Origin of the sequence: Kocuria sp., assembly GCF_030536815.1 — a bacterium.
Lineage (GTDB): Bacteria > Actinomycetota > Actinomycetes > Actinomycetales > Micrococcaceae > Kocuria > Kocuria gwangalliensis.
Genome location: NZ_JAUNPE010000015.1, coordinates 18,132 through 29,542, shown reverse-complemented (window position 1 = coordinate 29,542; position 11,411 = coordinate 18,132). Strand labels below are relative to the sequence as shown.

At 65.1% G+C, this 11,411-nt stretch carries 11 protein-coding genes; 8 read left to right on the top strand and 3 right to left on the bottom strand.

The window, feature by feature from the left end:
- The 3 genes from atpD to murA form a co-directional block, all read left to right on the top strand.
- Window positions 1-821, top strand: an 821-nt coding sequence (gene atpD, locus Q4E95_RS03165) for a F0F1 ATP synthase subunit beta (RefSeq protein ID WP_303381920.1), incomplete at its 5' end; no start/stop codon positions are given.
- 2 nt (window positions 822-823) lie between these two features.
- Complete coding sequence (locus tag Q4E95_RS03160) at window positions 824-1,096, top strand: F0F1 ATP synthase subunit epsilon (protein ID WP_303381919.1); 273 nt, start codon at window positions 824-826, stop codon at window positions 1,094-1,096.
- Between the two features lie 101 nt (window positions 1,097-1,197).
- Window positions 1,198-2,481: a UDP-N-acetylglucosamine 1-carboxyvinyltransferase gene (murA, locus tag Q4E95_RS03155; protein ID WP_303381918.1), complete on the top strand. Its 1,284-nt coding sequence runs from the start codon at window positions 1,198-1,200 to the stop codon at window positions 2,479-2,481.
- 127 nt (window positions 2,482-2,608) lie between these two features.
- Here murA and Q4E95_RS03150 read toward each other — a convergent pair whose 3' ends face one another.
- The 3 genes from Q4E95_RS03150 to Q4E95_RS03140 all read right to left on the bottom strand — a co-directional run bounded on the left by Q4E95_RS03150 (window position 2,609) and on the right by Q4E95_RS03140 (window position 5,075).
- Window positions 2,609-2,812 carry a cold-shock protein gene (locus Q4E95_RS03150; RefSeq protein ID WP_095797343.1) on the bottom strand — a complete coding sequence of 68 codons (204 nt, stop codon included), beginning with the start codon at window positions 2,810-2,812 and terminating at the stop codon, window positions 2,609-2,611.
- Window positions 2,813-3,091: 279 nt separating this feature from the next.
- On the bottom strand, window positions 3,092-3,787 hold the full coding sequence (gene nucS, locus Q4E95_RS03145; protein WP_303381917.1) for an endonuclease NucS: 696 nt from the start codon (window positions 3,785-3,787) through the stop codon (window positions 3,092-3,094).
- Window positions 3,788-3,884: 97 nt separating this feature from the next.
- On the bottom strand, window positions 3,885-5,075 hold the full coding sequence (locus Q4E95_RS03140) for an AI-2E family transporter (RefSeq protein ID WP_303381916.1): 1,191 nt from the start codon (window positions 5,073-5,075) through the stop codon (window positions 3,885-3,887).
- A 151-nt stretch (window positions 5,076-5,226) separates the two neighbouring features.
- Here Q4E95_RS03140 and Q4E95_RS03135 point away from each other — a divergent pair, with 151 nt between their 5' ends.
- From Q4E95_RS03135 to Q4E95_RS03115, 5 genes are all read left to right on the top strand, one after another.
- The gene (locus tag Q4E95_RS03135; protein ID WP_303381915.1) at window positions 5,227-6,195 is read left to right on the top strand and encodes a tetratricopeptide repeat protein; all 969 of its coding nucleotides are present in this window, start codon (window positions 5,227-5,229) and stop codon (window positions 6,193-6,195) included.
- A 141-nt stretch (window positions 6,196-6,336) separates the two neighbouring features.
- Entirely contained in the window at window positions 6,337-7,185 is an 849-nt protein-coding gene (locus Q4E95_RS03130) for an ABC transporter ATP-binding protein (RefSeq protein ID WP_303381914.1), read from the top strand.
- Complete coding sequence (locus Q4E95_RS03125) at window positions 7,167-8,900, top strand: hypothetical protein (protein ID WP_303381913.1); 1,734 nt, start codon at window positions 7,167-7,169, stop codon at window positions 8,898-8,900. The genes Q4E95_RS03130 and Q4E95_RS03125 overlap by 19 nt, the downstream gene beginning before the upstream one ends.
- Before the next feature lie 81 nt (window positions 8,901-8,981).
- Window positions 8,982-9,326 carry a DUF3039 domain-containing protein gene (locus Q4E95_RS03120; RefSeq protein ID WP_303381912.1) on the top strand — a complete coding sequence of 115 codons (345 nt, stop codon included), beginning with the start codon at window positions 8,982-8,984 and terminating at the stop codon, window positions 9,324-9,326.
- A gap of 114 nt (window positions 9,327-9,440) precedes the next feature.
- A complete protein-coding gene (locus tag Q4E95_RS03115; RefSeq protein WP_303381911.1) occupies window positions 9,441-11,279 on the top strand; it encodes a DEAD/DEAH box helicase in 1,839 nt (612 codons plus the stop codon).
- The last annotated feature ends 132 nt before the right edge of the window (window positions 11,280-11,411 follow it).

Sequence of the window (11,411 nt, the reverse complement as noted above, 5' to 3'; positions counted from 1 at the left end):
AAGCCGGCGTGCTCAAGGACACCGCCTTGGTGTTCGGCCAGATGGATGAGCCGCCCGGAACGCGTTTGCGCGTGGCCCTGTCGGGCCTGACCATGGCGGAGTACTTCCGCGATGTTCAGAACCAGGACGTGTTGTTGTTCATCGACAACATCTTCCGCTTCACGCAGGCCGGTTCCGAGGTCTCGACCCTGCTGGGTCGTATTCCCTCTGCCGTGGGCTATCAGCCGACCCTGTCGGACGAGATGGGTGTGCTCCAGGAGCGCATCACCTCGACCCGCGGTCACTCGATTACGTCGATGCAGGCCATTTACGTGCCCGCGGACGACTACACCGACCCGGCCCCGGCCACGACCTTCGCGCACTTGGACGCCACCACCGAGCTGTCCCGTGACATCGCGTCGCGTGGTCTGTACCCGGCCATTGATCCGCTGTCCTCCACCTCCCGCATCCTGGACCCGCAGTACGTGGGTCAGGCGCACTACGACGTGGCAACCCGCGTCAAGGGCATCTTGCAGGAGAACAAGGAACTGCAGGACATCATCGCGATTCTGGGTGTCGAGGAGCTCTCCGAGGAGCAGAAGGTCGTGGTCTCCCGCGCCCGCCGCATCGAGCAGTTCCTGTCGCAGAACACCTACACGGCAAAGCAGTTCACCGGTGTCGAGGGTTCCACGGTTCCGCTCACGGAAACCGTTGAGGCCTTCGCCAAGATCTGCGACGGCGAGCTGGACCACGTTCCGGAACAGGCGTTCTACAACGTGGGTGGCCTGGACGATGTCATGCAGCGCTGGGACGAGATCAAGTCCCAGACTGGCGAGAAGTAATCATGGCTGAGCTCATTGTTGAGGTTGTTGCCCTGGACCGTAAGATCTGGGCAGGTACCGCCAAAATGGTTCGTGTTCGCACCACCGAGGGTGACATCGGCATCCTCCCCGGACACGAGTCGGTTGCCGGGCTGCTCAAGCCGGGCGAGTTCGCCGTCGAGCGTGTGGACGGCGGCCGTCTGAGCGGTCATATTGACTCGGGATTCATCTCGGTCGACAGTAACCGCGTGACGGTCGTTGCCGACGAGGTCGATTTCGACGGACAGTCCGAGTAAGTAATTCGCAGCTAGAATCGCGCATCGTGGCCCCCGTACCGTCTGGTACGGGGGCCCGTGCAGTCTGCGGGTGCGGCGAAGCCACGTGATCTGGAGGACCCATGGAAGAAAAGATCGAAGTTCACGGACCCACCAAGGTGTCCGGGGTGCTTCCCGTGTCGGGGGCCAAGAACAGTGTGCTCAAGTTGATGGCGGCAGCGTTGTTGGCGGCGGGGGAGTCGACCATCACCAACGTCCCTGAGATTCAGGACGTCACCATCATGGCGGAGCTGTTGCGCCGGCTGGGGTGCACGGTGCGCTACGACCCTGCGCAGCAGACCGTGGATATCGATGTGCCCGAGGTGCTGGGACACCAGGCTGACTACGATCTGGTGCGGGCGATGCGCGCATCCATCTCCGTGCTGGGTCCGCTGGTCGCCCGCTGTCACCGCGCGGAGGTTGCCCTGCCCGGTGGCGATGCGATTGGCTCCCGGGGACTGGACATGCATCGTGCGGGTCTCGAAGCAATGGGTGCGGAGCTGAGTATTGAGAAGGGGTTCTTGAGGGCCTCCGTGGCGGGGAACTTGCGTGGCACCACCTATCACCTGGACTACCCGTCCGTGGGTGCCACCGAGAACCTCATGATGGCCGCCGCACTGGCCAACGGGACCACGGTGCTGGAGAACGCCGCACGGGAACCCGAAATCGTGGATATCGGCCGGATGATACAGGCCATGGGCGCCCACATCGATGGCCTGGGGACCAGCACGATCACCGTGGAGGGGGCTCGAAAGCTGCACCCCGTGACCCATCGAACCGTTCCCGATCGGATTGTGGCCGGCACGTGGGCCTTTGCCGCCGCCGTCACGGGCGGCCGGGTGGAGATTCAGGGGGCGGAACCCGCGCACCTGACCATGGTCCTTGAAAAGCTCCGCGCCGCCGGCTGCACCATTGACACCTCCCGTGGCCGGTTCATCGTTGAAGGCCCGGAGCGACCTCACGCGATCAATGTCTCGACGTTGCCCTACCCCGGTTTCCCCACGGATCTGCAACCGTTCGTGGTGGCATTGAACGCCGTGGCGCAGGGGTCGGGCATGGTCACGGAGAACGTGTTCGAGGCTCGCTGGGGTTTCACCGCGGAACTGGAGCGACTGGGTGCCCGCGTCCGACTGGACGGTCATCACGCACGCGTGGACGGTCTTCCCGCGCACCAGTTGTCGGGGGCGCCGGTCGAGGCCAAGGACATTCGCGCGGGTGCCGCCCTGGCCATCGTGGGTATGGCGGCCACCGGTGTGACGGAAGTATCCGGGGTGGCGCACATCGACCGCGGCTATGAGCATTTCGTGGAGCGACTCTCCGCTGCCGGCGCCAGCGTTGAACGACGCATTGTGGGCGGTTTGTTCTAAGCCGTGCTGGGCCGCATCCACCCGGGTTCGCACTGACGCCGGGGACCTGCCCACCTCCGTATTCGTTGCGGAGATGAACAAAACCCCGCAGCCACCTGGCTGCGGGGTTTTGTGTGGGGTGAAACTATCAGATGACAGTCACGCCGGTTGCCTGGGGGCCCTTCTGGCCCTGACCGATTTCGAACTCGACGCGCTGGTTCTCTTCGAGAGTGCGGAATCCACCGGTCTGGATTTCACTGTAGTGAACGAAAACGTCACCCTCAGCGTCGTCCGGGGTGATGAAGCCGAAGCCTTTTTCTGCGTTGAACCACTTAACGGTGCCCTGAGCCATAATGGGGCGCTCCTTCTGGAGTAAATAAATGCGTGTACTTGTTTTCGTACACCTGAACAGGTACCGCGAGAAGGCTGTGGATGCGGCTCACTAAATGTTGCGCCACAGCGCCAGTCAGAACTTCACGCTCGCTACCATTCCTGCGAGCATGTAAAACATGAAGCGAAGAACGGTACTAGCTTCACACATTGCAAGTCCAAGGTCAACAGCTATCAGCCTACTGATGAGAAAGTCGCCGTGCGTTCACGTGACGTTCGTCTCAGAGCGGCTCCGGCGCTTCTAGAACAGCCGTGACTGGGTGTCCACATTGCCCCGCATTTCCTCATAATCCAGGGTCACGCATTCAATGCCGCGGTCGTGGGCCAGGGTTCGGGCTTGCGGCTTGATCTGCTGGGCCGCGAAGACACCTCGAACGGGCCGCAATAGGGGATCGCGGTTGAGGAGTTCGAGATAGCGGGTCAGCTGCTCCACACCGTCGATGTCGCCGCGGCGCTTCAGTTCCACCGCCACACTGGCACCGGATCCGTCACGGGCCAGGATGTCCACCGGGCCGATGGCCGTGGGGTACTCCCGGCGCACCAGGGAGAAGTCGTTCCCGAGCAGCGTGATTTGTTCGGCCAGCAAACGCTGCAGGTCCGCTTCCACACCGTCTTTGACTAGACCCGGGTCAACACCCAGGTCGTGGCCGATGTCGTCGTGGATCTCGTAAATATCGATCAACAGTCGATCATCGGTCTTGGCGGCCTGGACCACCCAGGCCTCCCGTACGCCTTCGCCGACCTGCTCGGCACTCGGCTCAGCCACGTGGAGTTTGGCCGGAGGGCTCATCCAGTTCAGGGGTTTGTACGACCCGCCGTCGGAATGCACCAGCACGGACCCGTCCGCCTTGAGCATGAGCAGGCGTCGGGCCAGGGGCAGGAAGGCATTGAGGCGGCCTTCGTAACGCACGGAACAGTCAGCTATTACCAATCGCACCGGGCAAGCCTATCGCCCCGTCGACGACGGCGCGCACCCGGCCGGCAGCGCATGGCTGCGGCACCTCGCGGACCGGACCGAGCGTCGTCGGCGGCGGTCAGCGAGCATCCTGACGGGGCACAAAGACCTCCCGCACCAGGAGGAGACCGGCGGCGGCCGTGGGAATGGCAATCACTGCGCCGAGGATTCCCCACAGCGCACCGCCCGCTGCCACGGCGATCACGGCCACCGCTCCGGGCACGGCCACCGCGCGTTTCATGATGCGGGGTGACACGAAGTACGCCTCGACCTGGAGGTAGGCGAAATAGCACACGGCGAAGGGCACGACCGAGTCCCAGCCACCGAGCATGGCGAACAACGTCATGAGGATGCCCGCCAGGACACCGCCGACCAGAGGAATGAACGCGAGCACCGCCACGAACAGGACGAGCAGGGTCGCGTACGGGACACCGGTGATGTTCATCAGGACGAACGCCACGGAGGCGTTAATGAGTGCGACGCAGGCCTGGCCGACCACGTAGTTACCCACCCCGTTGACCATTTGGTCGCCGAGCTTCTGAACCCCGGCGCGTCGACTGGCCGGAGCCAGGCGGTATCCCCAGGCCTTGGCCATGGGAAGGGAGAACAAGAAGTACAACGTGAGTGCCATGACAATGATGGTGCCCGTGACCGCATTGATCACCACCCCACCCACGCTCACCACGGAACCGAACATTCCACCCAGCACATCCTGATTGGTGGCCAATTGGGTTTGCCATGACCCCACGGTTCGTTCGAAGGTGGCCGCAATGTCGAATCGGTCGTCCATGGCCAGGAAGAACGAGGAGCCCATGAAATCGTTGACGAGTTCGGGAATGGTGCCCATGAACTGTTGGGCCTGACTCATGATCCGCGGAACAACCAGCACGATGAAGGCCGTGACCGCCAGGGCCAGGGCCAGGATCACCACGGCCACCGCCAGGGGCCTCGGCAACCCGCGCGCTTCGAGCCACCGCACAATGGGGTCCAACCCCAGGGCAATGAACGCGGCGGTGACCACCCAGCCGGCCAAACTTCCCACGTTGGTCAGCACGTAAAAACCGAGCAGGGCAATGCCGACACCGACGGTCAGGAAGAATCCAGTCTGCACCGGATGACCACCGGCGAACATCCCTTTGTCCCACGGCGCACGACGGGGTGGGGAGGCGGCACCGGGACTGGCTCCGGGCTCCGGGGGCACATCGAAGCGATGGCGCGACGGGCGGAATCTCGGTGCAGACTTCTCCGGCGGCTGGGGCGATGTGGTCACGCCGGAAGCGTACAACGCACGGCCGCGTTGAAGTGGGCGTGGCGCGCATGGCGATAATGGTCAGAGAGCACAATGCATTGCATCCGGCGCTGACCACGAGCGCGATGTGGCGCCCGGAGGCATGAGGATGCGGCGACAAAGGAGACCGAGCATGAGTGAATTTCCCCAGCAGAACGACCAGCACCGGACGAACCCCGGTTCACATGAGCAAGCGGTGCCGGCGTCGGTGCGCGGAGCAGTGGATCTCGGAGCCATGCACTCCCCGGAAGCGGATACCTCCGGGGCGGCGGCGCCGTCGGCGGGCACGAACCACGGTGCAAGCTATCGCGTGAGCATCACCGTCCAGGACTTCCAGAAGTACGCGGAACAGTCGACCACCGTTCCGGTGGTGGTTGCCCTGCATGCACCGCAGAGCCCCGAGTCCGAGACCTTTGTGGAGACCCTCGCGGAACTGGTGGACAGCTACCGGGGCAAGCTCCTGCTGGGCACCGTGGACGCGTCCAAAGAACAGCAGATCGCCCAGGTGTTCCAGGCCCAGAGCGTTCCCACCGTCGTGGCCATGGTGGGCGGTCAGGCCGTGCCGCTCGTGAATTCGACCGTGCCCGCGGACCAGATGCGTCAGCTCCTGGACGAACTCCTCACGCTGGCAGCTCAGAACGGTGTGACCGGCACGGCCGAACCCACCGCGCAGGCGGCCCCCAAACAACTGCCCCCGCTGCACCAGGACGCGCTCGACAAGCTCGAAGCGGGTGATTTGCACGGCGCGGAGGCCAGTTACAACAAGGCGCTCGCAGAGAACCCGGGCGACAAGGATGCCAAGCTCGCGCTCGCCCAGGTGCACCTGCTGCAGCGCGTGAGTGAAATGGACGCGAATGCTGTGCGTCAAACTGCTGCGGATGATCCCCAGGACATCCGGGCCGCGCTGGACGTGGCCGATCTGGATGTTTCCGGCGGCCACGTGGAGGACGCGTTCCGGCGCTTGCTGCAGCTTGTTCGGACCACCACCGGTGAGGAGAAGGACACCGTGCGCGAGCGCCTGGTGGAACTTTTCGACGTGGTGGGTTCCGAGGATCCTCGTGTCACCACGGCTCGCGGCCAATTGATGCGGGCGTTGTTCTAGACCGCGGCGCGGGCTCCGGTCGTGGGCCGTCATCCGTGACTCAGGTGTGAGCCTCGCTCACGCCAGGGGATGACCTGGCCGCTTCGGAAATCACACCGGCGGGGGATGTGTGTCACACGGCCCTGTTCATAGGCTGGGGTCATGAGCATCCAGGCAGACAGTTCCAGGCCCGCGGAGCGGCCTCCGCAACCACACGCTCCGAACCCAGCACTGCTGATCCAGGACCTGACCAAGGTCTACGGCCACCCCGGACCGGGGGCTCGCCCGGCCGCGGATCGTGTCAACCTCGCGGTACCCCGCGGGTCGTTCTACGGACTGGTGGGGCGCAACGGCGCGGGTAAGACCACCACGTTGTCCATGGCCACAGGCCTCTTGCGACCCACCGCGGGCACGGTCTGGGTGGGCGGCGGTAGCCAGGGCCGGCCCGTGGACGTGTGGGCCGATTCGGTGACCGCCAAACGACGCATGGGTGTGCTGCCGGACGGAACCCACTTGTTCGACCGGCTGACCGGCCGGCAGCTGGTGACGTATTCGGGTCTGCTGCGCGGCATGGACCGGGAGCTGGTCAAGGAGCGCACCGAGGACCTCATTCACGCAATGGACCTCCAGGATGCCGCTGGCAAACAGGTCCAGGACTACTCCGCGGGTATGACCAAGAAGATCGCCCTGGCCGCGGCCATGATCCACGCACCGGCGCTGCTGGTGCTCGACGAGCCGTTCGAGTCGGTGGACCCGGTGTCCGCCGCCAATATCCGGGCCATCCTGCATCAGTACACGCAGGCGGGCGGCACGGTGGTGGTCTCAAGCCACGTGATGGACCTGGTCCAGCGCATGTGCGACCACGTGGCGGTCATGGACAACGGTCGGGTCCTGGCGCAGGGCACGGTCGAGCAGGTGCGCGGTGAGATGTCCCTCGAGGATCGTTTCGTGACTCTCGTGGGCGGCCGCACGGACGCGGGGGAGGGTTTGTCGTGGCTTCGACCCGAATGAATTCAACCGAGCGGAGCGTAACCTCCGGCGCGCCCGGCACTGACACCTCTGCGCAGGGCACGGTGGACGTGGCCCCCGAAACGCTGCGACCCACCGGGCCCGCGGGTCCCTCCACCCACGCGCGTGCCGTGGGGCCGCTGACCGAGGGCCTGCGCATGGCAGCGCTGAAGTGGCGGCTGTTGATCAACACCCTCACGCGCAGCACGTGGATCCTTGTAGGAACCATTCTGGGCGGGTTGTACGTTCTGTTCCTGGTGGGCTCGTTCGGTGTTGCGCTGTTCCTGGTGGGCAACGAGTCCCTCGAGACCGTCCGCACCGTGGCCGTGTTCTTCGGCACCCTGCTGCTCGCGGGCTGGTGGCTCGTGCCGGTCGTCAGTTCCAAGGCGGATTCCAGTTTGGACCCGTCCCGATTGGCCTTGTTTCCCCTACGGATCCCCGGCATTCAGATCGGCCAGATCCTGGGCGCCGTCATCGGCATTCCGGGTATCGCGACCCTGCTGATCACGGCGGCGTGGATTTCGTCATGGCGTGCTTGGGGCAGTGCCCTGGTGCTCGCCATCCCGTGCGCCCTGCTGGGATTGCTCCTCGCGTTCGTCGGTTCTCGGGCGGTCACGGCTCTGTCCGCGAATTTCAACAAACGGCGCCGCGCCGGGGAAATCATCTCGATCGTCTTGTTGGGTCTGGTGGTCCTGCTCGGCCCGCTGTTCGCATTGATCGGTCGCGGTGTCGGACAGGTGTGGGAGCAGCTGCCGACCTGGGCCGGTTATCTCGCGTGGTCACCCTTGGGCGCCACGTGGGCCATTCCCGCCGACGTCGCTCGGGGCCAGTGGGGTGCGGCGCTCGGACGTCTGGCGATCACCGTGGCCACTCTGGCCGTGTTGGTGGTGGTGTGGCGTGCCGCTTTACGCGGGGCCCTGGCCGATGCCACCGGCGACGCCGCTCGCTCCGGTTCCAGGTCCATGTCCGGGGTGGGCCTGTTCGGCCGGTTGCCCGCGACGGGCTGGGGAGCCGTGATGGCGCGCTGCCTCACGTACTGGCTCAAGGACCCCCGGTATTCGGCCACGCTGCTGATCATCCCGGCCATGGCGGCCGCTTTCTGGTTCATCAGCGAAGACGGCACCGGCCCCATTTGGGTTCTTCCCTGCTTTGTTGCGCTGCTGATGGCGTACGCGATCTCCGCTGACGTGGGCTACGACAACACCGCGTTCACGCTGCACATCCTGGCACCGGTCAAGGGAAGCCACGACCGCCTGGGCCGGGCACTGGCCATGCTGTGCATCGGGGTGCCATTCGTGATTGCCATGCTCGCGCTGAGCATGGTCCGTACCGGTGGGTGGAGCTATCTGCCCGGCATGATCGGGATCTGCGCGGCACTGTTGTTGGCCGGTACCGGTGTGGTGTCCGTGATGTCCGCCCGCTACACCTATCCCGTGCCGCCCCCGGGAGCGTCTCCCCTCAAGACCCCGCAGGGGTACACGCTGCTGAACGTGATCATCCAGTTCGTGATCCTGGGTGCCGTGGCGCTCATGGCGTTGCCGCCGGTGATCCTGCTCGTCACGCAGGTGGTCACCGGGCAGGCACTGTGGGGCTGGCTGGCCCTGGCAGTGGGCATCGTGGAAGGCCTGGGTGTCTTCTGGGTGGGTATTGTGCTCGGCGGGAAATGGCTGGACCGCCGCGCCCCTGAGCTGCTGCAGGAGGTTGCACAGTACCGCTAAGCGCTTCGCGGCTCAGCGTCCAGAGTTCTTCCAGAGCCTGGGCGCTGAGTCGTGTCCGGGCCCGGGGGTAGACTGTGGGCCATGGAGAACACCGCAGCATCGATGAGCACTGGTAGCACCGTTGAGCACCGTCACACGGTGACCAATGGTCTGTTCGGCCGCAAGGCGGACACCGTGGGATCCACCTCCACCATTGAGCGTGAGGACACGCGTCAGCTGCAGGAACCCGGCGATCACGAACGATTCTCCCACTACGTGCGCAAAGAAAAGATCATGGAATCTGCGCTGTCCGGTGAACCGGTGATCGCCCTGTGCGGCAAGGTGTGGCTGCCCGGCCGCGATCCGCAGAAGTTCCCCGTCTGCCCCGCATGCAAGGAGATCTATCAGGGACTCCGCCCGGGCAAGGACGATTCGGACAACAACTAAGCATCCATCACAAAATTCGTCACGTGGGCCCCTGGGCCGCGTGACCGGCGGCGCCCGTGCTCGCGGGCGCCTTGTGCTGTGCGGGCCCACACGCCGTCGTACGCGAGGCGGTTCATGCGGCACGTGCGCGGAGAGGACGAGCACTACGTGTCTGAAAGCGATCAGTTAGACCTGTTCGGAGCGGTGGCGGACCTGCCACCGGCATACCCGGATCGCGCGGCGTGGGGCACGGCACCCAAGCTGCGTGCATGGCAGGCGGAGGCCCTCCGGCGCTACGAGGAATCCCAGCCCCGGGATTTCATGGCGGTGGCGACACCGGGTGCCGGTAAAACGACCTTCGCGTTGACCGTGGCCAAGAAGCTCCACGATTCCGGCAAGATCCAGCGCATCACCGTTGTGACCCCCACCGAGCATCTCAAGCGCCAGTGGGCCGATGCCGCCGCGCGCGTGGGACTCGCCCTGGACCCCAATTTCAAGAACGCGGACGGTAGCCACGGCTCGTCCTACATGGGCGCTGCGGTGACCTACGCCCAGGTGGCCAACAAGCCGTTGTTGCACCGGGCGCGGACCGAAGCCGGACGCTCCCTGGTGATCATGGACGAAATCCACCACGCCGGTGACGCCCTGTCCTGGGGAGACGGCCTGCGTGAGGCGTTCGAACCCGCGGCCCGTCGCTTGGCACTCACCGGTACCCCGTTCCGTTCGGATACGTCACCGATTCCATTCGTGACGTATCAGGAGGACCGGGAGGGAATCCGCCGCTCCACCGCCGATTACACCTATGGTTACGGTGACGCACTCAAGGACCACGTGGTGCGCCCGGTGATCTTCATGGCGTATTCCGGCCAGATGCGGTGGCGGACCTCCGCCGGTGAGGAAATGGCTGCCCAATTGGGGGAGGGCTTCACCAAGGACATCACCTCCCAGGCGTGGCGCACCGCGCTGGATCCCAACGGCCACTGGATTCCGTCCGTTCTGCAGGCCGCTGATCAGCGGCTGACCCAGGTCCGCCGCACGGTGCCCGACGCCGGTGGGTTGGTCATCGCCACCGATCACCAGGATGCCAAGGCGTACGCCGAACAACTCACTGCGATCACCGGACGCCGCCCCACGGTGGTGCTCTCCGACGACAAGGCGGCGTCGAACAAGATCGACGAGTTCTCCGAATCCGATCAGCGCTGGATGGTGGCGGTGCGCATGGTGTCCGAGGGCGTGGACGTTCCTCGCCTCGCGGTGGGCGTGTATGCAACGTCCACGTCCACGCCGTTGTTCTTCGCGCAGGCGGTCGGTCGTTTTGTGCGCGCGCGAAAGCGCGGTGAGACGGCGTCGGTGTTCCTACCCTCGGTGCCCGCACTCATGGGCCTCGCCAACTCCATGGAGGAGGAGCGCGATCACGCGCTCGACAAACCCAAGACCATGCCCGGCGTGGTGGATTTCGATCAACCCATGGAGAGCGGCTGGGATGACGACCTGCTCGAGGAAGCCAATCGCGAAGAGAACGCATCGGGTTCGCTGGCCCAGGGTAACTTCGAGGCCCTTGACTCCGATGCTTCCTTCCACGGTGTGCTCTTCGACGGCGGCGCGTTCGGTGGCGGCGTGGCCGTGGGTTCCGAGGAGGAAGCGGACTTCCTGGGGATTCCCGGGCTGTTGGACGCCGAACAAGTGTCCACCCTGTTGCGGGAACGACAAACCCGGCATGCCCAGCGCCGCTCCGGCGATTCACCGTCGGAACCGGCCGCACCCGCGGTGCCCGATCACCGGCGGCTGAAGGAACTGCGCTCGCAACTGTCCAAGAACGTGTCCGCGTGGTCCGCGCGCACGGGTACCCCGCACGGCATCATCCACAATCAACTGCGGGAGAAATGTGGCGGCCCGGCGGTCGCCCAGGCCAGTGCGGACCAGATCACCGCGCGGTTGGCCCTGTTGCAACGGTGGTTCATCGGGCGGAAATAGCAGGCCGACAGGCAACGACCCGACCATGACAAGGGCTCCGAACAACATTGTTCGGAGCCCTTGTCATGCGGTGGGTACATCTGCCGATCAGCCGAGACACGGTCAGTCGGGCGGGGCCGGTCGAGCGGGGGT